Source organism: Synechococcus sp. A15-28 (assembly GCF_014280175.1).
GTDB lineage: Bacteria > Cyanobacteriota > Cyanobacteriia > PCC-6307 > Cyanobiaceae > Parasynechococcus.
On record NZ_CP047931.1, the window covers coordinates 601,273 to 622,069 of the forward strand.

21 protein-coding genes are annotated in these 20,797 nt (G+C 54.4%); 13 read left to right on the forward strand and 8 right to left on the reverse strand.

The window, feature by feature from the left end; all coding sequences use genetic code 11:
• Nucleotides 1-23: 23 nt before the first annotated feature.
• The 4 genes from SynA1528_RS03155 to hpf are packed head-to-tail and all read right to left on the reverse strand — an operon-like array spanning nucleotide 24 to nucleotide 3,456.
• Nucleotides 24-1,379, reverse strand: a complete 1,356-nt coding sequence (locus tag SynA1528_RS03155) for an MFS transporter (protein WP_286187882.1) — start codon at nucleotides 1,377-1,379, stop codon at nucleotides 24-26.
• A complete protein-coding gene (gene recO, locus SynA1528_RS03160; protein WP_186587660.1) occupies nucleotides 1,376-2,182 on the reverse strand; it encodes a DNA repair protein RecO in 807 nt (268 codons plus the stop codon). The genes SynA1528_RS03155 and recO overlap by 4 nt, the downstream gene beginning before the upstream one ends.
• Entirely contained in the window at nucleotides 2,183-2,860 is a 678-nt protein-coding gene (locus SynA1528_RS03165) for a deoxyribose-phosphate aldolase (RefSeq protein WP_186587661.1), read from the reverse strand.
• 14 nt (nucleotides 2,861-2,874) lie between these two features.
• Nucleotides 2,875-3,456: a ribosome hibernation-promoting factor, HPF/YfiA family gene (gene hpf, locus SynA1528_RS03170; RefSeq protein WP_186587662.1), complete on the reverse strand. Its 582-nt coding sequence runs from the start codon at nucleotides 3,454-3,456 to the stop codon at nucleotides 2,875-2,877.
• 11 nt (nucleotides 3,457-3,467) lie between these two features.
• Here hpf and lipB point away from each other — a divergent pair, with 11 nt between their 5' ends.
• The 5 genes from lipB to queA all read left to right on the forward strand — a co-directional run bounded on the left by lipB (nucleotide 3,468) and on the right by queA (nucleotide 9,116).
• On the forward strand, nucleotides 3,468-4,163 hold the full coding sequence (gene lipB / locus SynA1528_RS03175) for a lipoyl(octanoyl) transferase LipB (RefSeq protein ID WP_186587663.1): 696 nt from the start codon (nucleotides 3,468-3,470) through the stop codon (nucleotides 4,161-4,163).
• Nucleotides 4,164-4,193: 30 nt separating this feature from the next.
• Nucleotides 4,194-6,107, forward strand: a complete 1,914-nt coding sequence (locus SynA1528_RS03180; protein WP_186587664.1) for an AMP-binding protein — start codon at nucleotides 4,194-4,196, stop codon at nucleotides 6,105-6,107.
• A gap of 72 nt (nucleotides 6,108-6,179) precedes the next feature.
• Nucleotides 6,180-6,623, forward strand: coding sequence for a YlqD family protein (locus SynA1528_RS03185; protein ID WP_186587665.1), 444 nt, complete (start codon nucleotides 6,180-6,182; stop codon nucleotides 6,621-6,623).
• Between the two features lie 55 nt (nucleotides 6,624-6,678).
• Complete coding sequence (locus SynA1528_RS03190; protein WP_186587666.1) at nucleotides 6,679-8,013, forward strand: dihydrolipoamide acetyltransferase family protein; 1,335 nt, start codon at nucleotides 6,679-6,681, stop codon at nucleotides 8,011-8,013.
• A gap of 5 nt (nucleotides 8,014-8,018) precedes the next feature.
• The gene (gene queA / locus SynA1528_RS03195; RefSeq protein WP_186587667.1) at nucleotides 8,019-9,116 is read left to right on the forward strand and encodes a tRNA preQ1(34) S-adenosylmethionine ribosyltransferase-isomerase QueA; all 1,098 of its coding nucleotides are present in this window, start codon (nucleotides 8,019-8,021) and stop codon (nucleotides 9,114-9,116) included.
• Here the strand turns inward: queA and SynA1528_RS03200 are convergent.
• Complete coding sequence (locus SynA1528_RS03200) at nucleotides 9,101-9,742, reverse strand: carbonic anhydrase (RefSeq protein ID WP_186587668.1); 642 nt, start codon at nucleotides 9,740-9,742, stop codon at nucleotides 9,101-9,103. The genes queA and SynA1528_RS03200 overlap by 16 nt on opposite strands.
• Nucleotides 9,743-9,872: 130 nt before the next feature.
• Between SynA1528_RS03200 and SynA1528_RS03205 the strand changes: the two genes are divergently transcribed.
• From SynA1528_RS03205 to SynA1528_RS03220, 4 genes are all read left to right on the forward strand, one after another.
• Complete coding sequence (locus SynA1528_RS03205; RefSeq protein ID WP_186587669.1) at nucleotides 9,873-11,285, forward strand: cation:proton antiporter domain-containing protein; 1,413 nt, start codon at nucleotides 9,873-9,875, stop codon at nucleotides 11,283-11,285.
• A 90-nt stretch (nucleotides 11,286-11,375) separates the two neighbouring features.
• Nucleotides 11,376-11,951, forward strand: coding sequence for a DUF1345 domain-containing protein (locus tag SynA1528_RS03210; protein WP_222930191.1), 576 nt, complete (start codon nucleotides 11,376-11,378; stop codon nucleotides 11,949-11,951).
• Between the two features lie 135 nt (nucleotides 11,952-12,086).
• Nucleotides 12,087-12,389 carry a hypothetical protein gene (locus SynA1528_RS03215; RefSeq protein WP_186587671.1) on the forward strand — a complete coding sequence of 101 codons (303 nt, stop codon included), beginning with the start codon at nucleotides 12,087-12,089 and terminating at the stop codon, nucleotides 12,387-12,389.
• Between the two features lie 3 nt (nucleotides 12,390-12,392).
• Nucleotides 12,393-12,830, forward strand: coding sequence for a hypothetical protein (locus SynA1528_RS03220; RefSeq protein ID WP_186587672.1), 438 nt, complete (start codon nucleotides 12,393-12,395; stop codon nucleotides 12,828-12,830).
• On the opposite strand, the gene SynA1528_RS03225 is transcribed toward SynA1528_RS03220, so the two are convergent.
• A complete protein-coding gene (locus tag SynA1528_RS03225) occupies nucleotides 12,810-13,898 on the reverse strand; it encodes a hypothetical protein (protein WP_186587673.1) in 1,089 nt (362 codons plus the stop codon). The two genes, SynA1528_RS03220 and SynA1528_RS03225, sit on opposite strands and share 21 nt — an antisense overlap.
• A gap of 65 nt (nucleotides 13,899-13,963) precedes the next feature.
• Between SynA1528_RS03225 and SynA1528_RS03230 the strand changes: the two genes are divergently transcribed.
• The 4 genes from SynA1528_RS03230 to SynA1528_RS03245 are packed head-to-tail and all read left to right on the forward strand — an operon-like array spanning nucleotide 13,964 to nucleotide 19,508.
• A complete protein-coding gene (locus tag SynA1528_RS03230) occupies nucleotides 13,964-14,305 on the forward strand; it encodes a hypothetical protein (protein WP_186588249.1) in 342 nt (113 codons plus the stop codon).
• 45 nt (nucleotides 14,306-14,350) lie between these two features.
• A complete protein-coding gene (locus tag SynA1528_RS03235; RefSeq protein WP_186587674.1) occupies nucleotides 14,351-16,885 on the forward strand; it encodes a heavy metal translocating P-type ATPase in 2,535 nt (844 codons plus the stop codon).
• Complete coding sequence (locus SynA1528_RS03240) at nucleotides 16,882-17,406, forward strand: hypothetical protein (RefSeq protein WP_186587675.1); 525 nt, start codon at nucleotides 16,882-16,884, stop codon at nucleotides 17,404-17,406. The genes SynA1528_RS03235 and SynA1528_RS03240 overlap by 4 nt, the downstream gene beginning before the upstream one ends.
• 11 nt (nucleotides 17,407-17,417) lie before the next feature.
• Nucleotides 17,418-19,508 (forward strand): P-type ATPase actuator domain-containing protein, encoded by a 2,091-nt coding sequence (locus SynA1528_RS03245; protein WP_186587676.1) that lies wholly within the window; start codon nucleotides 17,418-17,420, stop codon nucleotides 19,506-19,508.
• Nucleotides 19,509-19,543: 35 nt separating this feature from the next.
• Here the strand turns inward: SynA1528_RS03245 and SynA1528_RS03250 are convergent, their stop codons facing one another.
• Both SynA1528_RS03250 and SynA1528_RS03255 read right to left on the reverse strand, forming a co-directional pair.
• Nucleotides 19,544-20,149 carry a TMEM165/GDT1 family protein gene (locus tag SynA1528_RS03250; protein ID WP_186587677.1) on the reverse strand — a complete coding sequence of 202 codons (606 nt, stop codon included), beginning with the start codon at nucleotides 20,147-20,149 and terminating at the stop codon, nucleotides 19,544-19,546.
• A 78-nt stretch (nucleotides 20,150-20,227) separates the two neighbouring features.
• Nucleotides 20,228-20,755: a hypothetical protein gene (locus SynA1528_RS03255; RefSeq protein ID WP_186587678.1), complete on the reverse strand. Its 528-nt coding sequence runs from the start codon at nucleotides 20,753-20,755 to the stop codon at nucleotides 20,228-20,230.
• Nucleotides 20,756-20,797: the final 42 nt, after the last annotated feature.

Consider the following 20,797-nt stretch of genomic DNA (forward strand, 5'->3'; position numbering starts at 1 on the left):
CCCTCCTCAGGCGGACTGGCAAGTTAGCAGCGCTTCCAGGGGCGTTCGAGCACAGCCGCCACCAGAGCCATCGCAGCCAGAAGCAGCAAGACCGGCTCCAGCCCGACGCTGCTCACCAAGGTGCCGGCCAGCACCAGAGGAAGGCTCAGGGCGATGTTGATCAGGTTGTTCTGCAGTCCGAACACCCGTCCCCGCTCCCGCTCCGGTGTGTCCTCCTGCAGGGTGGTCTGGGCCGGTATCGCCACCAGTGCGGCGCCGATCCCCAGAACGGTGCAGAGCAACAGGGTGACTAAAAGGCGACCTTGCAACTGCCCCAGCATCACCAGGACGAAGGTGATGGTGGCCAGGCCGGTGGCACCGAGGTGATGACGGCTGATCTGATGGCCCACCTGGGCCGTGACCACGGCCCCGATGGCCATGCCGAGGCCGCTCATGGCCAGCAGCGTGCCGAAACCGGTTGGACCGAGGCTGTTGATCGAGCCGGCCAGGCTGATGGCCAGCACGTACATGGCGGCCAGCAGGCTGTACAGCAACACCAGGTTGCGCATCGCCCGCCGCACCGTCGGGCGTTTCACCAACACCTGCAGCCCCTCTCGGACCTCGTCCAGGATGCCGACATCCCCGGCTTCCCGGGGCGCTTCGCGCATCTGGATCGTGCTCAGACTCACCGCGGCCAGCCCATAGCAGAAGGGCAGCAGCAGAAACTCACCGCCCGCGAGGCCGATCCGGAGAAAGGCGCCGTTGAGCAACCTCAGAATCGGCTCCCCCAGGGCGAAGCCCACGATCGTGGCCGCCATGCTGGTGGCCTGGTAAAGGGAATTGGCAGCCAGCAGAAGGTCCCTCGGCACGAGGAGGGGGATCGCAGCCTGCTCCGCCGGCGCAAAAAACTGGGTCAGAACCGATTCGAAGAAGGTCATCACCAACAGGGCCCAGTAGCCCCAGCTCAGACCCAGAAACAAGGGGCCTGGCACCAGGCAGAAGGGTGCCAACAGCACCAGCAGGGCACGCATGGCATTGGAGGCCACCATCACCCGTCGTTTGGGCCAGCGATCCGCCCAGACGCCGGCCAGCATCCCCAGGAGGATGGCGGGAACCGTGTTGGCCACGTAGATGCCTGTGGCCAGAAGCGTGATGCGCTCCGCCCGCGTTTCGATGTCCATGCGGATGGCTGACGCCACGTCCGCCAGGGGACCACTGCTGGAGGGATCACTGCTCACCCAGTACTGGGCGATCAGGAACACCATCAGCACGATGTAGAACTTGTCCGCCAGCTGGGAGAAGATCTGCCCCAGCCACAGCCGCCGGAAGCCGTCCAGACGGATCACCGCCTGCAGACCTCTCCGGCTGGTGTCTGGAGCGCTGGTTGCGGATCCGCTCAACTGTTCCCTGCGTCGGCGCCATGTTGGCTTACCTTCGTCGCCGTGACGCACTCCCGCAGCATCGCCAGGGCAGGGTTCCCCCGTTGCAGATGGGTTCGGATCCAGATCTCGACCACGCCAAGCAATCGCAGCCAGACCGAGCGCGGCCCCATCAGCTGCCCATCGCGGCGGCGAGGCAGATCGGCACGGGTCAGCCGTTGCAGCAGGGCCAGTTCCGAAGGATTGAGGCTCATCGCCGCTCCGGGCTGCCGATCAATGGCGAAGCCGTCCATCGGCAGAAGGCTGCAGCGCCACTCCCACATCCCGATGGGAGGTTCGAGCGGGGCACCACTGAGGCAGCAGCTCTGCAGCGGCAGGCTGTATCCCCCCAGGGTCAGCAGATGGATGGCCCCCTGCACGCTGCTGGCCAGCACCTCATCCAGGCAGTCGCTGCGTTGGTCCAACCGTTCCAGGTGCAGTTGGAGTGTGGCGAGCAGTCCCTCCACGGGATCTTCCCCCGCCAGCTGCAGGCAGAGATCACAGAAGGCCTGAGCGGCGGACAGGGTCTCCAGCTGGCGGCCGAGACCGGCATGGCTGTGAAGCACCCGCAGCTGGCGAACGCGGGCCAGCCCACTGCGACCGCCCACCTGCAATTCCAGCAGGGTCAGAGGCGCGGCGGCCGCCAGGCTGCTTTTCGGCCGCCGCGCACCGGGAACGGCCACGCGGGTCACCCCTTCCGCATCGCTGAGCAGGCTCAACAGCCGATCGTGCTCGCCGAGGGGGCCCACCTTTAAGGCCAACCCCACCAGGGTACGTTCAGCCATTCAGGCGATCGGTCGCCGCAGGGCTTGCAGCAGTTCGGGGGCGCTGCTGGTGCCGAGCAGAGCGGCACCGGCCTCGAGCAGTTCCAGGGCCAGCTCGGGTTGATGAATCCCACCGGCGGCCTTGATGGCGCAGCGGCCGCGGCACAACCCGGAGAGAACAGCGATATCTGCCGCTTGGCAGGGAGGACCGAAGCCATTGCCGCTCTGCACCCCTGTGGCGCCGGCATCGATGGAGGCTTCCACAGCGGTCGCCAGGAGCTCCTCCGGCAACCGGGCCATGTCCAGCACCACCCGCACCGGCAGTCCCAGGCCGGTGATGGCCGCTAGATCCTCGGCAAATCCGCCGCTGTCCCCCGTTACCAAGGCACTGAAATCCGGAACCACGTCCAGTTCATCGGCGCCATGGGCCGCAGCCCATGTCGCTTCCGCCAACCGCAGTTGCGCAGGGAGAGCACCAAAGGGGAAGCCGATGGCGGCGATCAGCTGCGGTCCTCCCTGGCCCCCCAGCCGCTCCCGCAACACGGGAAGCTGTCGCAGGCTGGTGCAGATCGCCCGCACGCGTTCCTGCCGCCCCGCATCGCAGCGTTCGTGCAGCTGCTCCACGGTGAGCAGGGGATCCAGCACCGCCTGGTCCAGACAGGAAGGCAGGTCGGATTGATCCTGCCGTGGGTCAGCCATGGATGCCGGTGACGTCAGCCTCGAGCCTGAATCACGCCGTAGCCGCCATGGTTGCGGCGGTAGATCACCTGGAGTTGATCGCTGTCCTTGTCGCGGAACAGGTAGAAGTCGTGGTCGATCAGGTCCAGTTGGCGCCGGGCCTCATCCAGGCTCATCGGCGGCATGGCGAAGTACTTGCGACGCACACCGGGGTCGGGCAGCTCAGCTTCACGGCCCTGCAACAGCGACCCTTCCACCTGGCTGTCGTCGGCGACGGCCTCCGTGGTGGGGGTGGTGCTGGCGCTGTGGCCGTGGTGGTGATCGCTGTGACGCTCCTTCCAGCGCCGCAGTTGACGCGCCAGCTTGCCGGCCGCCAGGTCGATGCTGGCGTAAAGGTTTTCGCTGCGTTCCTGGGCCCGGATCACGGTGCCATTGGCAAACACCGTGACCTCAGCGGTCTGTTGCGGAACCCTGGGATTGCGGGCGACAGAAAGATGCACGTCCGCCTCGCGGACGGCATCGCCGAAATGGTGGGTGGCCCGTTCGAGTTTGGTCTGGGTGTAATCCCTCAGGGCCGGCGTGATCTCGAGGTTGCGACCATGGATCAGCAATTTCATGCCTCGCTCCTGTGCCGGTTGATATCGGCAAACTAGTTACGCCTGTCGATTCGGCACACCCCGGCTCCGCAATTCTTGTTGAGCCCACCCAGCCGCTGCCCTTCCAGCGGGCCTGGACCGACCAACGCCAATGGCAGCAGCGTCTTCTGGAGAATCCAGAGCTGCCGGAGGCGGTGTGGTTGCTGCAGCACGAGGCCTGCTACACCCTGGGCCGCGGTGCCAGCAGCGACCATCTGCATTTCCCGCAGGATCACCCTCCCGCGCCGGTGCATCGAATCGACCGTGGTGGTGAGGTGACCCATCACCTGCCTGGCCAGTTGGTGGCCTATCCCGTCCTGGATCTGCGGCGCCGTCAGCCCGACCTGCACTGGTACCTGCGCCAGTTGGAGCAGGTGTTGATCGATGTCCTGGCGCAGCTCGACCTGCAGGGGGAGCGCCTGCCGGGTCTGACGGGCCTCTGGCTGGACAACCGCAAGGTGGCGGCCATTGGTGTGGGCTGTCGCCGCTGGATCACCCAGCACGGCCTGGCCCTGAACATCGATTGCGATCTGGCGGGCTTTGATCAGGTCACCCCCTGTGGCCTGACAGGTCGGGCGGTGGGACGCCTGGCGGACTGGATCCCGGGGTTGAGCCTCGCTGAGGTGCAGCCGCTGCTGCGGGATGCCCTGGCTTCCCGCTTCCACCTGGCCTGGTGCGATGAAGCGTGATAGGCAAGTGCCATTGGATGCAGGTGTTGGATGACCGCCAGCTGGACGCCCTCGGCCTGTGAACAGGAGGCCCTGCAGAGCCATGGCCACATTCAGGGGCTGGAGCGGGTGGATGCGGTCTGGCCCTGGCTGGCGGCAGAACACGGGACCATCACGGCCGTCGATGCCCCCCACGCCGCCCATCCCGAGCGCTTCAGCTTCGCCGAACTGGAGCAGAGGATTGCCACGGCGGCGGCGGCTTTCCGACGCCAGGGGGTGCAGCCGGGAGATGTGGTGGCCCTGTTTGCGGAGAACAGTCCCCGCTGGCTGGTGGCAGACCAGGGTCTGATGCGTTGCGGGGCCGCCGATGCGGTGCGCGGCGCCTCGGCTCCTGTCGAGGAACTTCGCTACATCCTCGAGGACTGCAACGCCACAGCCCTGGTGGTGCAGAACGCGGATCTATGGCGCCGCCTGGATCTGACGGCGTCGCAGCGCCAGCGTCTCCGACTGGTCCTGCAGTTGGAGGGGGAGCCGGCAGAGGGCGTTCTCGGCTGGGAGGCCTTTCTCGCGTCCGGTGCCGGGCAGCAGACGGTGACCGCGTCAAGGGATCGCAGGGCCATCGCCACTGTTCTCTACACCTCCGGCACCACCGGTCAGCCCAAGGGTGTTCCCCTCACCCACGCCAATCTCCTGCATCAGATGCAGTCTCTGGCCTGTGTGGCCCACCCCAAGCCCGGTTCCCCGGTGCTGAGCGTGCTGCCGATCTGGCACGCCTACGAGCGCAGTGCCAGCTATTACTTCCTGTCCTGTGCCTGCACGCAGACCTACACCACGATCAAGCAGCTGAAGAAGGACCTGCCGCGAGTCAAACCGATCGCTATGGCCACCGTGCCGCGGTTGTGGGAGTCGGTGCAGGCCGGTTTCGAGGATGTGCTGAAAACCTTCCCTGCCTCCCGTCAGCGTCTGCTTCGGGCCGCTCTGGCCAACAGCGCGGCCCAGCGCAAGGCTCTGCGGACGGCTCGGAATCTGCTGCTCCAACAGGTGAGCCTGAGCGGCCGCATCACGGCTGCAGCCACTGCAGTTCTGCGCTGGCCCCTGCATGCCCTGGCGTCAGCGCTGATCTGGCCGAAGCTGCGGCTGCAGCTCAGTGGCGGCCAGCTGGCCTACCCCATCAGCGGTGGTGGTGCCATTGCGCCCCATATCGACGCTTTCTTCGAGGCGGTGGGGATCGAGCTGCTGGTGGGCTATGGCCTGACGGAAACCAGTCCGGTGGTGAGCTGCCGCAGGCCCTGGCGCAACATCCGCGGCAGTTCTGGGCTGCCGATGCCGGACACGGAGTTCCGCATCGTGGATTCTGAATCGGGGGTGGCCCTCGGTTTCCGCGAACAGGGTCGGGTGCTCGTGCGTGGCCCCCAGGTGATGGGGGGGTACCTGGGCAAGCCTGAGGCGAGTTCCAAGGTGCTCAGCGCCGACGGTTGGTTCGATACCGGCGATCTGGGCATGCTGCTGCCCGACGGGTCGGTGGCGCTGACAGGCCGTGCCAAGGACACCATTGTGTTGAGCAGTGGGGAGAACATCGAACCGGGCCCCCTGGAGGAGGCCCTGGTGGCCAGTCCATTGATCGAGCAGGTGATGCTGGTGGGGCAGGACGAACGTCAGCTCGGAGCGTTGCTGGTTCCGCGGGTGGAACCGATCCGAGCCTGGGCCATGGGACAGGGCTTTGCCGTGGCGGAGGACCTTGGAGGACGACCGGGTGAGCCCGCGTTGCTGAACCTGCTCATGCGGGAGTGCAACCGCATGCTGCGGCTGCGGCCCGGGGCCCGTGGAGACGAGCGTTTGTGCGGTGTTGGCCTGGTGGAGCCGTTCAGCATCGACAACGGCCTGCTGACCCAGACCTTGAAACAGCGGCGGGACCGCATCGGCCGCCGCGACGCGGCGGTGATTCAGTGGATCTATGGGCGTTGAACCACGTTCGGTTCCCCGGTGATTGACCCCAGCGGTCTGGACTGAGACGCTGGCTGCCACTTTCACAGCACCATGTCCGACGGCACCATCCTCACGATCAAGCGTCCGATCACGGTGCGTGCCGTCGTGACGCCCACCTGGAAGGAGGAGGCTGAGCGCGAGATCAGCAACGGCATCGCCAACGCCGATCAGCAGCTGGCACAGCTGGAACAGGAAGGTCAGACCGTGGTGGACCAGGTGCGGCGTCAGAGCGCCAATCCCCTTGACCCACGGGTGCAGGAGCAGGTGGCCAACATCCAGCAGCAGGTGGCTGGCAAGCGATCAGAGCTTGAAGAGCAGAAGCGCAACCTGCTGCAGCAGCAGGCTCAGGTGCGTGAACTGGAGATGGACCAGATCGTGGAGCAGGGCCAGCTGGAAAGCAGCTGCGAGATCAAGCTCGGCGACAACCTGGTTCAGAAGATGCAGGTGGCGATCGTCGTCAAGGACGGCGTGATCCAGTCGATCGAAGAGGCCTGAAGCCGCTTCTCAGCTGACTCGTAAACTCCCCTGATCTGCCTTCTCGGAGACGGTTTTGGCAACCCACGACATCTTCATGCCTGCCCTTAGCTCCACCATGACGGAGGGCAAGATCGTGGAGTGGCTGAAGCAACCGGGCGACAAGGTCGGTCGGGGGGAATCTGTTCTGGTGGTGGAGTCGGATAAAGCCGACATGGATGTGGAGTCGTTTCAGGACGGCTACCTGGCCGCTGTTCTGATGCCCGCCGGCAGCACGGCCCCAGTCGGTGAAACGATCGGACTGATCGTGGAGACCGAGGCGGAGATTGCTGACGCCAAGGCGAAGGCCCCCAGCACGGCGCCTGCAGCTGCATCCCCTGCTCCCACTCCTGCCCCGGCAGCTGTGCAGGCGCCGGCCCCGACACCAGCTCCGACACCAGTCCCAGCGGCACCGGCGCCTGTTGCAGCTGCTGTTCCCCCCGCAGCGCCGGTGGCGAACGGGCGCATTGTGGCCAGCCCCCGCGCCAAGAAGTTGGCCACCCAGATGGGTGTGGACCTCAGCACCGTGCGCGGCAGCGGTCCCCACGGCCGTATCCAGGCTGAGGACGTGCAACAAGCAGGCGGACAGCCCATCTCTGTCCCCAGGGTTGCCGAGGGTGCCGCCCCCGCTCTTTCCAGCAGCGCAGTCCCAGCTGCTGCAGCTCCCAGTGCACCGGCGGGCAACAGCTTCGGGCGTCCCGGCGACACCGTTGCCTTCAACACCCTTCAGGCTGCGGTGAACCGGAACATGGAGGCGAGCCTCGCTGTTCCTTGTTTCCGAGTCGGTTACACCATCACCACCGACAAGCTGGATGCGTTCTCCAAGTTGGTGAAACCCAAGGACGTCACGATGACGGCGTTGCTGGCCAAGGCCGTTGCCGTCACCCTGGCGCGCCACCCTCAGGTGAATGCCGCCACCACCGCGGCCGGCATGGCCTACCCCGCTGATGTGAACGTGGCCATCGCTGTGGCCATGGAGGACGGCGGTCTGATCACCCCCGTGCTGCGCAATGCCGACCGCACGGATCTCTATGAGATGTCGCGTCAGTGGAAAGATCTGGTGAAGCGCTCGCGCAGCAAGCAGCTGCAGCCCGAGGAATACAGCACCGGAACCTTCACTTTGTCGAACCTGGGCATGTTCGGCGTGGATCGCTTTGACGCAATTCTTCCTCCAGGCACAGGCGCGATCCTTGCGGTGGCGGCCTCCCGCCCAACCGTGGTTGCAGGCAAGGATGGTTCCATTGCCGTGAAACAGCAGATGCAGGTGAACCTCACCGCTGATCACCGGGTGATCTACGGCGCTGACGGCGCCGCCTTCCTCAAGGATCTGGCGGAGTTGATCGAACATCGCCCTGAAAGCCTGGCGCTCTGATCGCGGTGCCCGATCCCAGGGATCTGCAGCTCAGCAGTTACGACTACCGGCTGCCGCAGGAGCGGATCGCCCAGGCTCCGGCCGAACCACGCCACAGCGCTCGGCTTCTGATGGTGCCCCAGGCGACCCAGGGGCTCGATGAAGCCAGGCACGGGACGGTCTGGGATCTGCTGGAGGAATTGCAGCCTGGCGATCTTCTGGTGGTGAACGACACCCGGGTGCTCAAGGCACGGTTGAAGGTGCGTCGCTCCGGTGGTGGGCTGTCGGAGCTGTTGGTGCTGGAGCCCCGCGGGGAGGGGCGTTGGCTTTGCCTGGCACGACCGGCGAAGCGCATGCGGCCCGGCGATGTGCTCAGCATCGATGGCACCTCGATCAGCCTGACGGTGCTGGATGAGGATGCCGCCAGTGGGGGGCGTTTGGTCCAGTTCCCGACGGACTGCCGAGATGCGGAGACAATCGAGAGGCTGCTGAATCAGTGGGGCGAGGTTCCACTCCCCCCTTACATCGACCGGCACGACCCCGACGATGCTGATCGCTATCAGACTCGCTACGCCGACCGACCTGGCGCGGTTGCGGCACCAACGGCGGGTTTGCATTTCAGCGATGAACTGCTGGCCGGTCTCCAGCGCAAGGGAGTGGACCTGGCACGCATCACTCTTCACGTGGGACTCGGTACGTTCCGCCCCGTGGAGACGGAAGATCTCACCCAACTGGAACTGCACAGCGAGTGGATCGAGGTCAGTGCGGCGGTGGTGGAGGCCATCCAGCGGTGTCCGGGCCGGGTCATTGCCGTCGGCACCACCTGTGTGCGGGCTCTGGAGGGGGCGGCTCAACAGAACGGTGGAGTTCTGCAACCGCTCACGGGGCCCGTCAACCTCGTGATTCAGCCGGGCTATCGCTTTCGGGTGGTGCAGGGTCTGGTCACTAACTTCCACTTACCGAAGAGTTCGTTGTTGCTGTTGGTAAGCGCCTTGATTGGACGGGAAAAGTTACTGCGTTTGTATGACGAAGCAATTCAAAAGCAGTATCGATTTTTTTCTTATGGCGATGCGATGTGGATTCCACGGGAAGCGATTCTGCAATCAGCTCAGCTGATTCCATAAAATGGGTCCAACCAGGAAATTTTTAGGGGGTCAATGTGGAGAAAGGCTGGCTGAATCATCAGTCTTTTTCCGGTAACGGCAGCTCGAATAGGTTCGCTTGTTTCCATCAATGATTTGGCTGTGATGATGGCATGTTGGATGCAAGCGTTGGCATAGGACTGCTTCTCGTCAATGTTGATGCCATGACTGGTCAGTCCGAGCTGGATATCACGAACGAGCTCTGTTAAGGAAGCTGAGAAAACCTGATTTTTCAAATATGCAGCCTTTACTGCGCCGCAACCTTGATGACTCATCACAAGAAGGACGCTAACATTGAGGTCAAGCACAGCATATTCAATCGAACCAGCTGACCCAAACGTGTTGGTATTTCCAGCATTGCGGATTACGAAAAGATCTCCAAAGCCTGCATCGAAGATCACTTCAACAGGAACTCTTGAATCAGAGCAAGCTAATAATGCAACTCGTGGGTGCTGCCCTCCGGCGAGTTGGTGCTCGCGTGCTTTTGTTGCGTGGGGGTGATGCGACGTGTTGCTCAAAAAGCGATCAAACCCTCGTTTGAGCTCTTCCACAACCTCGTTTGGATCAAAATACCCTTGGTTTGAGTCAACGTAATAAGAGTCAATCATAAATTTCACAAGTTAACTTCCTCATTATTGCTATATAGATTAATGAAAGACGCTTTGGTCAGCAAATGCTAACTTTTTTCGGGATGTTTCTTGACTCGAGCCTCATAATTGAGGAAAGGTCACAACGTTAATGCTTGCCGTTATTGTTTCACACTCGCTTTTGGCTTTGAAGGAGCCAGGTGCAGAAATTGAGGCTGCAACGGGGATGCTAGAGAAGCTCCCTTCGTTGCACTTCTCTTTTCAAGGGGCACTCCTATCACTCTCTCTGCTGTTGCTGGTCAGCATACTGTCAGAAAAATTAGGCGTAAAGCTTGGAATACCTGGATCAATCTTCTTGTTTTTTGCTGGTCTCTTTTTTCATGTCTCAGGCTTTAGCTTTGAATCTTTTCCGTTAGAACAAGTTCATGTTGTATCGCTTTGTATATTGTTATTTTTCAGCGGGCTTTCCTTCGATCGGAAGCTTTTAAAAGAAAATAAAGTTCTATCTAATTCAATAAGTTTGGGTATTTTCGGAACCTTGCTTAGCATGGCTTTATGGCTGTTTTATTTAATCGTAGGTTTTGGTTTTTTTCAAGGTTTTTTTGGTTATCTAGAGGGTGTAAAGCAAGAGCTTGTCGAATTGCTCGTTGTAACTATTGTTTTTTCAATCGCAGTCCAGGATTGGAATTCATTTATGTTCGTATCTAAGAGAATCGTAGATTTTCGTTCAATTCTATCCAATATTTTTAGAGTTGAAACATCTATCTCAGCTTCGATCTCCGTAGCTGTTGCCGAGATTCTTGTTCTTGTTTGGCTCGCTCTGCATCCTGAGTATCAGCTCCTTAACGGATGGCAATTGTTCTCATCGATCTCCCAAGGAATATTCATTGGATCAGTATCAGGAATTGTTCTCGGTTACATTTTGATGCTGACAATTCGGTATGTCATTACGTCTAAACCTCAACTGGTTTTAGGTGCTGTTGCATTCACCCTGATCGGTTACGTAATTTCTTTTTCAATTACTCACCAGGGTGGGTATCTCTGTGCGTTAGTGATGGGCATTGTTACCTCTTTGACCTATCGTAAAAGCTCAACTGAGGAAGAGATAGAATTTCTAGCAGAAGAATTGGAGACACTCAATATTGCTTCTGAGGCAATCCTCTTCTTTGCGATTGGCCTTGGACTCAATGCAACTTCCTTCTTTGTTCACTTGCCAGTGGCGATCTATGTCTGGCTTGGAATCATCATCATCAGGCCAATTACAGTAAATCTCTTTTTCAAGGGCTCTCCTGCCATCGAGACTGAAGAACGTCAGCTCCTATCGATATGGAGTCCAAAAGGAGCCATTTCAATGGCCTTGGTGGTAACTGCACCAGAGCTGCTGGAGGGAACTTTTGGTATGGAGATTGCTGAAATTTTTCCTGAAAGCGCTTCTAGCTTCTCGGCGGATGTGGTTTGCGGTGCTGTTTTGTTCTCGATGATTGTTAAATCCTTGGCGATTCCAAAAATTCATTCCCAATTGATTCCCACTCAAAATACTATTACCACCAATCAAGAGGCTTGAGTTATGTTGAAAAAAAAGCTGACAGATCGGTACCGGCTCTCACGGGCAGTGTTGGTGGGCACAGTTATAACTCTTTTGTTCATGCCCATCTTGGCAACGAATGAAGCGACGACGATTGCAGTCGCATCTGCGCTTGCAGTGGATTTTTGTATTTTTATCAAGCAATCCTGGCTCATTGACGTCAATAACACAAGGGATATCTTCCAGCAATTCGATGCGAAAGAATCATCTGTTGCAGAAAGAACAATAGCGCTTGTATTTCTGAGTGTGGGCATATTGAGTTTCTGCATTGCGGAATTACATTCAAAGCATGATGTTCTGCCGAACTCAATTCATGTTTTTATAAGTTTTATAGCACTATTTTTGACCTGGCTGCAGTTGCACAACGGATTTGCGCTTTACTATGCAAAAAAATACTTTGATATGAATCCGGTTCGACTTGATGATCCTGAGGGGCAACTGGGATTTATATTTGAAGGAACAGAGCCAACATTTAGCGATTTTTTATATATTTCTTATTCGATAGGTCTTACTTATTCAATGACTGACTGCGGCATCAAGGATTCTGCGGTTAGGCGAATTGTTATCATTCACTGCCTCTCTTCATTTCTCTACGCATCAACAGTACTGTCGATCATATTCTCATTGGCGACGCAAGTGAGTTGATCCGCAAAAGGGTTATCCATAACCTTTAGGGGTATGCATATGTGTGCGTTCCCTATTATTTTGTCGGGCGGCAGCGTTGGATACTTTCCAAATCCCGTATCTTCTCTACAATCAACTTGTGAACAGAATCAATCCATGTTCGAACTCGAGTATCTCCTAGCTTTCGGCCTGGGTGCAGGTCTCGTTGCTCTTACCCCCGTTGTAGCTGCTGCTGCTGGAAAGGAAAGCGCTATCACCAAGACTGTTTCTGGCGCCGGACGTGGCTTGACAAAACAAGGTCTGAAAGCTGGTCTCTTTGTAGGAGGAAAGGTATCTGGACTGTTCACTGGCGTTAAGTCGGGTTTGAATGAGGTGGGTGAGAGCTTCGGCGACATTCTTGCTGAAGCGAAAGCAGACATGGCTACACCGAAAACTAAGACTTCATCACAAAAGGCTTAAAGCTTGCCAATTACAGTTAAACATCGTGTATTTGGTCGTGTGAGATTTATTTGGGAGAAGAAATATACCAGTCACGAGATAAAGCTTATGGAATTATCGTTCTTGTATCATTTTCCTGAGTGTCGTTTTCGTTCTGCTTCAGGTAATACAGGTTGTGTGGTTCTTTTTGATGAAAGTAGTGATCAGCTTTTGTGCCATCAAGTGACTGATTGGATTCAGAATTTCATAGACTTTGCTGAGTGCCAAGGTCCGTTACTACCACCATCCAAAAGGGATATTCTGATCGACAAGGTTAAAGGTTGGACTGCTCAGTCCATGATTGTTATGGCTATTCTCGGATGGATATTACCAATTCTTCCCGGTACTCCATTTTTCTTTGTGGCATGGTGGCTGGGTTGGAGGCCGTCGTCCACAAATCAGTCAGTTGTCGCCGAACCATAAACGCAGCCAGCTTTGAGTCATTTGTGCCCTATTGCATTGCATTGCTTCCAATTTTGCGGGCAATTCGATGCTTCTGCAGTATCCATTGTAGATCAAGTTGATGGTTGAATTGATCTGTTGAATATTCATATTATCTTTCTTCACCCCTGGTAGAAATATTTTCATGCAATGACTCTCTGTATTCCATTCTTCAATGCTTAAAGACTTATTCTTGTCTTTTAATGCGTTTGCCACGAGATCTGATTCGGGGACTGTGATCGAGCTGTTAAACGTTGTTGGTCCGTTTCGGCATTCATTTTCGATTTTGATATTGGATGTATTACTTGCGTCTTCGACAATCAGTAGATGCGGTATTGCACGGTGCATGCCTGCAACGCTTAATCGAGTTAGCAGCTGTTCCGGTTTGTAGTTTTTGCCATCAAGAATTAATGTGAAATGATGATTGCTCCGACCCGAGATCGTCTGTTGTAGGAGATGTAAACGACCTTTCCATGTTTCGTTGAGACGTAACTGTTGTGATGATGGTAAGCGTAAGCGCAGTAATTTTTCGACCGTTGAAAGTGTTTGACGCGTTGTGTCCCACCAGTTAAGCAAAGGCTCTAGCAATTGGTCGATCAAGGCTGGACCCTTTTGTGCCATTCCAAGTATTTTTAAAGCATGCAATGGCGTTGGGAGGATTACGATTAAAAGTGTACTTTTTGACGCACTGTCTAGTATTTCTGACAAGAAGATCAATCTCGTTAAGTCTTCGATCCCTGGAAGTTGCGGAAGCTCGATAGATTGTTTCCCTGCAATGTCGAGCAATTGCCACCAATCTTTGGCATGTGGATTGAGCTGTTCCCAAAGTCGAGCCAGGCTACAAATATAACTGAAATTTTCTACGATAAAATTCTTCTTGGCTATGAAATCTGATGTGTCTAAATCAATCTCTCCTGATAGATTAATCAATCTTGTGTCAGCATTTTCCTGCTGAGTATGTAGGAGCCCTTGCAACCATTGGTGTAGCGCTGAATACCGGTCTGCGCTTACCAAGAGAATCAAGGCACTGATTTCGTCTTCGAATGCCATTGTATCGGGAATGTCTTATTGGATTTCGGGATTTTCGGGTAATATCTCCAAAATTCCATTACACCATGTTTGAACTGGAAACACTTGCTGCTTTCGGAGCAGGTGCTGCCTTGATGGCGTTAGCACCAGTTGTTCGAAAAATGGGCAATGAAGAGCTTGGAGACTCCATGGGGAAGGCAGGTCGCACGATGGCCAAAAGTGGAGTCAAGGTAGGTCTCGTTGCGGCAGACGTTGCCGGAAAAGTTGCCAACGGTGTGACGAAGAACGTAGCTGAAGTCGCTGAATCGTTTGTGGACTTGGTTCAAGAAGCTAAGTCTGAGCGCGTTGAACCAACAGATATCGACGCGGAACAGCCACCTACTGATGCATCCCGATCTCAGGTCATCACAGAAGTAACTGTCGAATAAGTCTGAATTCCATTCCAAATTTATAATCTCTCTCCTACAAACATCATGGCCACATCATTTCAGAACAGTTCAGGTTTTGGGGTCGTTGATGGAGGTGCTTCAGCACGAACATCTCGAGATCCTGCACTGCCACGATTCATTGATCGCATTCTTCATGCATCGTCTCGAAGACTTCGCTTCAGTGTGGAAACTGATTTCAAAGATCCAGATAACTTCACGCGACATATATCAACGCTTTCGTCAGTAGAGCAGGTTCGTTTTAATAGCTGGGCCTCTTGTTACATTGTAATTTTCAAGACTGGATATAAAATTGACGCTCTGCAATGGCTAAGTTCACTACCACGGCGATCGCGTGAAATCCCTATTGTTCCAGAAGATTCGCTGACTGATACCGCCACTTCTACAAGCCTTCAGTCTGCTGAGGAAGAAGAGGAAAAATTTGTTCCAACGCGCATTATTCTCCCAGTTTGTTCTCTTGGTCTGGCCATAGCTGCTGGTCCTCTGGCTCTTCCTCCACTCGCCGTTGGAGTTTTTATCATTGGCGCAGCGCATCTGAGTTTCAAAAGAGCTTGGGAGGGTCTGAAAAAAGAGCGCAAAATTAATGTTGATTTTCTCGATGCCTTAGCTGTTTTGCTTCACAGCTTGGAGGGCTTTCTTTTGGGGCCAGCCATGATGATCACCATGATTGAGGGTGGTGAAGCTGTACGAGATGCTACTCAGCGTATTGCTCACTCATCAAACACTGATCTTGTTTCCAGCCTTCAATCTGATGTGCGTCTGCTCACAGAAGATGGCGAGAAGATTGTTTCGAGTTTTGACCTTAGCCCTGGTGATCGTGTTTCGTTCCTGCCAGGAGACAAAATACCGATCGATGGTGTTATTGAGTCTGGTGAAGTTTCCCTCGATGTTGTGAAGCTGACGGGTGAATCAGTTCCGAGGATGTCGGGTCCCGGAGATGAGATTTTGGCCGGCTTTATTGTTTTGGAAGGCCACATTATTGTTACAACCTCTGCTGTTGGTCATGACACGCGCGTCGGGCAGATCACTAAAATGATCGAGTCGGCGCCTGTTTTTGACACGCGTGTCGGAAATTTTGCCGCAAATATCGCCAATCGGTTTGTCATCCCGACATTGGTTTTGGCGGGTGTCTCCCTGATGCTCAGTGCAGGCAATATTGCTCAGGCAGCATCTCTGCTCATGTTCGATCTTGGAACGGGGCTGCGTGTTTCAGTCCCAACTGCGATCATGGCTGCACTGACCAGAGCTGGAAGTCAAGGCCTGCTGATTCGTAGTGGACGTGCTTTGGAGCAGTTGGTTGAAGTTGATGTTGTCGTTTTTGATAAAACCGGTACGTTGACGGAAGGCCACCCGTCAATTGTTGAGTTTACTGTTTTTGACCAAAATGGAGCCCCCGATGAGTTTGTTGATGCTGATAAGTTTAAACACCTTTTGCAACTTTCCACATCACTTGAACAGGGGTTGAACCACCCGATCGCCAAGGCGATTCGTGATTTTGCTGAAGAGCAAGACGTCGACGTGATCGATTGCGAAAGCTGGGATTACAGGGTCGGTCGAGGTGTCGTCGCCACTGTTAATGGTGAGACGGTTCTTCTCGGAAACTTAAAACTTCTTCGGGAAGAGGGTGTCGAGATCTGGACAGTCGACTCCAAGCCTGAGCTGGACGTTGCTACCCCCATTTATCTTGCAGTTGATGGTCTCTTGGCCGGTATTCACTACGCCCTTGATCGTGTCAGACCAGATACGTCAGCCATGATCGCTGAATTGCATAACCGGGGTATTGAAGCTCATATGTTGACCGGTGACATTTCCTCTGTCGCCCATGCTGTCGCTGCCGATATCGGCTTACAGCCTCATGAAGTTCATTCAGATGCCTTACCTGATCAAAAGGCAGAGTTGGTTCAAGAGTTCACTGCCGCAGGGAAGAAAGTTGTTTTTGTGGGTGATGGCATCAATGATTCAGCAGCCCTTGCCTATGCTGATGTCTCAGTATCCTTCGCCTCAGGCAGTGATTTAGCTCGCGAAACGGCTGATATTGTTCTCACGAATGATCGGGTCTCTGATCTGATTGTTGCCCAAGATTTAGCACGTCATACTTTTGCTTTGGTGAAACAGAACATTGGTATTGTCGGGGTTCCAAACTTATCGGCACTTCTGATCGGTACGTTCCTGCCAGTCAATCCCATCGCGGCTGTTTTCCTTAACAATGGTTCCTGTCTTGTGGCAGCTGGCAATGCGATTCGGGCTCTTGGTTTCAAGGCCAAACCGCTACCTGAAATCGAAGCATCAGCTTCTACAGTGAATGTAGAAACAGTGCTCCCTGATACCGCTGCAGCTCAGGCCACGACAGAAGAAACTACCGACGAGAACGCTTCCTTACCCATCACTCATCTTGATTTGGCAGCTCTTTCACGTCGTGTTGGACTCAGTTATCAGAAGATCTCAGCCCGTCGTCGACGCAATGATTTTGCTGATTGGATATCGACTCATGATCCTGAAGGTCATGGTTGGGAGTACAGCATTGATCTCAAAACATTCTCCATGGTTCCTGCGGTTTCATGACACCAACGCTTTGTTTGCGCCATCGCACCGATAGTCGCTGGAGGTTTGTGGTGACCCACGCATCCCAGTGTGATTGGGCTCGTCTGCAACGCGATCTTGTCGATGTTTTCCCCAACAGCAGCTGGTCTGTTCGAATCAATCAAAGGATTGGCTCGATTGTGGTTTGCCGCTTGGCTTCTGCACCACGCCTTCGTCAGGATCCGTTGTCATTGGTATTTGGGCGTGTTGCAAAGCAACTGAACCTTCAGGGATTTTCCGTCCCTGAAACCCCTTTAATCCCAACGGAAATCGTTGATCGGACCTCTCAGAAGCGGCTGAATGCTCTTCATTCGGTATTTCGTGGTATTGCCAATGCCGCTTCAGTGTCTTTATCCATATCTACTTTGTTATTGTCTCTGGCCCTCTTTATTATTGGTTTGCTGGGCATCCTTCTGCCATTTTCTCCAGGGATCTGGTTGTTGGTTGTAGCGACTGCTCTTTTTGACCTAGCCCTTTCTTTTCGTCGTCCTTTCGTCGTCTAAATCTCGTGACAATGCTTGCTGCGGCTTCACCATCCCCCTGGATCATCCGCAGCGAGCTCGCCGATCGAATTCGTGTCTTCCATCCAGGTTTGTCCTCCTCGCCTGGATTGCGCCAACATTGTGCGTCTTTGCTGCACCGGACGCATTGGCTGTTGAGTCACCGTATCAATGCTGTTTCTTCAACAGTAGTTATCCGATTCCACCCTCGCCAACGAGGCGATATCACGCTCTTACTCGACCGTTGTTTCATTGACCCGGTAGCTGATTCGGGGCTTGAAAAGGCCCTTTCAGCAGAATCGCGCATCACAGACATCACGCACAGCTCCGCTTTTCAGAAGGCCCTTCGCACTGGCGCGATTTGCGGTTCAATTCTCTTCATTGATCCGATCGTCGCTGTTCCCCCGTTGGGTCTTGGCTTGGTGGCCACCATGCTGAGCTGGCCATTATTACGTGAATTATTTGAACAAGTGAACGAGCGCCTACAAGGAGAGGCTGATCCGCGACAGTTACTACCCCCTGCATCGGTGGAGGTGGCACTGTCCGCTACGTTGATTGGATCAGGCTTGGCGCGTGAATCTCTTGTTGAAGGACTTCTAGGCAGTTCCACTTCGGCGCTTCAGTCGATGAGTGAGAACACCCAAGGATCAAGTTCGGAATTTTTTGCGTTTCTGGAGCGTCTGAAGACGTCAGTGATGCTGAGATGCATCGATATTCAAACAGAGGAAAGTACCTTGCTTCCTATTGGTGATCTTCAAGTTGGTCAACGCTATCGCTTGATGGACGATGATCATGTTTATCTGTCTTCCCGAGTTGTCCAAGGGGAGCTGGTTGTTACGAACAGCCTCAGCGATGGTTCCTCCCTGCCATTTCGTGTGGTGCCGGGTGATCACCTCGCCTTTGGGGCTTTTGTGCTGTCCGGAGATGGTATTTGTGAAGTGGTTCAGTCGTTTTCTGAGGTCAGTCTCTTTAAGATCGAAGACACTCTTCTCGAGGAAGATGGATCAAGTGATTTCCAAAAGCGTTTGTCTTACTTGTACGATCTTCTGCTTCCTCCCGTACAGCTTGGATTTGGTGTTTGGTCGTTGCTGAATGGTCTAACAGAACGAGCCATTGGTTTGCTTTCATTTAACCCAGCTGAAGATTCTGAACGTTCCAAATTGTCTTCTTCAGAGTCAGCTTTGGTTGATATGGCACTCAATAATGTGCACATTTCAGATTCGCGCGTTTTTGAGACATTAATGGATGTTAGTCACATCATGATCAGCATCGATGCTTTGCGCCATCTTGGTACCTATTCTTGTCAACAAACCTTGTTAAATGGTGCTTCTGCACTTGATTGTGATTTACTTCAGATTCTTTGGGCTATTGTTTCTGATTTTGGTGCTGATCCATCTGTTGTCTTATGGGGAATTTTGAGTGATGTCCAAGAGAAACATCCTGCTCTTCAGTCTCTTGAAGTCAATGTCGGTGAATCGGATCAAGGTCTTTATCGCGTTGTCCTTGAAGGTCAGCCTGTCGTTTTAATTCGTTTCACGGAGAAGGATGGGGCAATTCATGCATCTTTCTCTACTGAAGAAGCGGATCTTGGTGTTATTACGATTACTTGGCGACCATCTCAAGAGTTTGAAATGATGTCGTCTCAGCTTTGTAAGCTTGGCATTTCAGTCTCTACGGTTGGTGCTCATTGTGGGCGCACTAAGGAAGCAGAAGACCGTAAGTCCAGATTGCTAGAGCTTCGTAATCAAGGATGTAAGGTGGCTTATCTTGGAGACGTTATTGACGATATTGCTGCAATGGCAGCAGCTGATATAGCTATAGGTCTTGCAGAGGATGAACTGGGCTTTATTTCTAAGACCGTTTGCGACATTGTACTTGGAGGCGATATTTTATGGTTGGCTCGTCTTTTTGTTTTGAGCCGAAATTTTGTAGAAGCCAATCGTTTTAACACGAATTTGATTGTTGGCTCTTCTGTCCTGCTTGCAGCAGCCTCTCTTGTTGCCACCTTCTCGCCATTGCAAACGATATTGCTATTTAACTCTGCTCCAATCATCGCTGAGATCAATACACTCAGGTCTCTCAACGGTTCAAGTTCCAGGCTATAGGGGTTGATTGTTAATTGATATCTACAAATTCGAATTCAGTTAACAAGTATCTTGACTCCGATGGCGATAAACAATGCCCCGCTTATGTACGACAGTCGTTTTTGACATAATCGATTTTTTAAACATTTTCCAGAGTAAACTGCCGTAATGGCTAAAAGAACGTTTGCGGCGACTGCTCCGGAGAAAATACTTTCAGCAGATATATTTGGACCTGCTGCTAAGGCAAGGAGTGCAAGTTGTGTGCGATCCCCGAATTCGGCTAAAAATGTTGTTGTGAAGGAGTTGCGTATGACGGCGTTGGCTGCCATCTTTGGTGCTGGTAATTGGAATTGGCTTGTATCGCATTCATCTTTGGCGACGTCAATCTTTGCTTCCAATCGTCTTGCTTCAATAATTGCGTTTGTGCCAAAGAGAAGGAACGCAATACCCGAGACAATCTGAATGGTGTCGATGGATACGATCGATCTCATCCATACCCCAGCAGTGATCCAAAGTCCTGCCCCTATTGTGAGGGCTGAAACGCTTCCAGTGAAAACCCAACGTGCTTTATGTCTTGCTGCCAGCAGAAGGGTAGTAATGAATGACTTATCTCCAACGCCTGCGATTGCGACAGTGGCGAAAGCAGTTGTGAACCCTGCCACGATCTTTAAAAACTTTACAGAAACCCTATCGGAAAAGTCTCATGCCCGTTGTTTCCGTCAGTACATGTGGATATGGCTTCAGTGATTTGTGGGTTTCTTGATCAGCCAAGCTGTGCGCTGTCCGGCTCGATGGATCCGTTCAAACTCGAGGCCCATTCTGCGAAATCCAAGTTGACCACTTGATAGTTGTACGGTCTGGGGCAAGCGCTTCACCTCGAGGAGCGAACAAATCTCGTGGCTAGAGAGTTCGATTTTTGTTGTTTTGAGCAAATGGAGAAGCTCAATTTTTTCACGCAGTAAACGTAGTTTGGAATACTTTCTGACGTCGTCTTGGAAAGGTTGCTCTGTATTTGTCTCGGTTGTTACTAGTTCATGATGGCTGCTGTTGGAGTCCACGGTGACGACTTCAGCTACCAGGGGGGCCTTCGGATTGTCCCGTCCGAGGTGGTCGTAGATAAGACCCGTTTCCTCCTGACGGACCAAGGTGCGCATGCCTCGTCGAATTGGCTCAATTCCGAGTTCGCGAATGATGAGAAGCAGTTCAACGCGTGATATCCCTAGATCCGCCTCCAGGCTGCCAAGGCTGACTGCTTGCTGAGAGCTCATGTTGGCAATCTCTTGGATTCTCTTTTAACACGTTGGTTGCTT

What these genes read in the sequence shown, in the direction of transcription:
- recO (WP_186587660.1), bottom strand. Translation starts at nt 2,182, where the DNA reads ATGGCTGAACGTACCCTGGTGGGGTTGGCCTTAAAGGTGGGCCCCCTC.
- SynA1528_RS03165 (WP_186587661.1), bottom strand. Translation starts at nt 2,860, where the DNA reads ATGGCTGACCCACGGCAGGATCAATCCGACCTGCCTTCCTGTCTGGAC.
- hpf (WP_186587662.1), bottom strand. Translation starts at nt 3,456, where the DNA reads ATGAAATTGCTGATCCATGGTCGCAACCTCGAGATCACGCCGGCCCTG.
- SynA1528_RS03180 (WP_186587664.1), top strand. Translation starts at nt 4,194, where the DNA reads ATGACCGCCAGCTGGACGCCCTCGGCCTGTGAACAGGAGGCCCTGCAG.
- SynA1528_RS03185 (WP_186587665.1), top strand. Translation starts at nt 6,180, where the DNA reads ATGTCCGACGGCACCATCCTCACGATCAAGCGTCCGATCACGGTGCGT.
- SynA1528_RS03200 (WP_186587668.1), bottom strand. Translation starts at nt 9,742, where the DNA reads ATGATTGACTCTTATTACGTTGACTCAAACCAAGGGTATTTTGATCCA.
- SynA1528_RS03205 (WP_186587669.1), top strand. Translation starts at nt 9,873, where the DNA reads ATGCTTGCCGTTATTGTTTCACACTCGCTTTTGGCTTTGAAGGAGCCA.
- SynA1528_RS03215 (WP_186587671.1), top strand. Translation starts at nt 12,087, where the DNA reads ATGTTCGAACTCGAGTATCTCCTAGCTTTCGGCCTGGGTGCAGGTCTC.
- SynA1528_RS03225 (WP_186587673.1), bottom strand. Translation starts at nt 13,898, where the DNA reads ATGGCATTCGAAGACGAAATCAGTGCCTTGATTCTCTTGGTAAGCGCA.
- SynA1528_RS03230 (WP_186588249.1), top strand. Translation starts at nt 13,964, where the DNA reads ATGTTTGAACTGGAAACACTTGCTGCTTTCGGAGCAGGTGCTGCCTTG.
- SynA1528_RS03235 (WP_186587674.1), top strand. Translation starts at nt 14,351, where the DNA reads ATGGCCACATCATTTCAGAACAGTTCAGGTTTTGGGGTCGTTGATGGA.
- SynA1528_RS03240 (WP_186587675.1), top strand. Translation starts at nt 16,882, where the DNA reads ATGACACCAACGCTTTGTTTGCGCCATCGCACCGATAGTCGCTGGAGG.
- SynA1528_RS03245 (WP_186587676.1), top strand. Translation starts at nt 17,418, where the DNA reads ATGCTTGCTGCGGCTTCACCATCCCCCTGGATCATCCGCAGCGAGCTC.
- SynA1528_RS03255 (WP_186587678.1), bottom strand. Translation starts at nt 20,755, where the DNA reads ATGAGCTCTCAGCAAGCAGTCAGCCTTGGCAGCCTGGAGGCGGATCTA.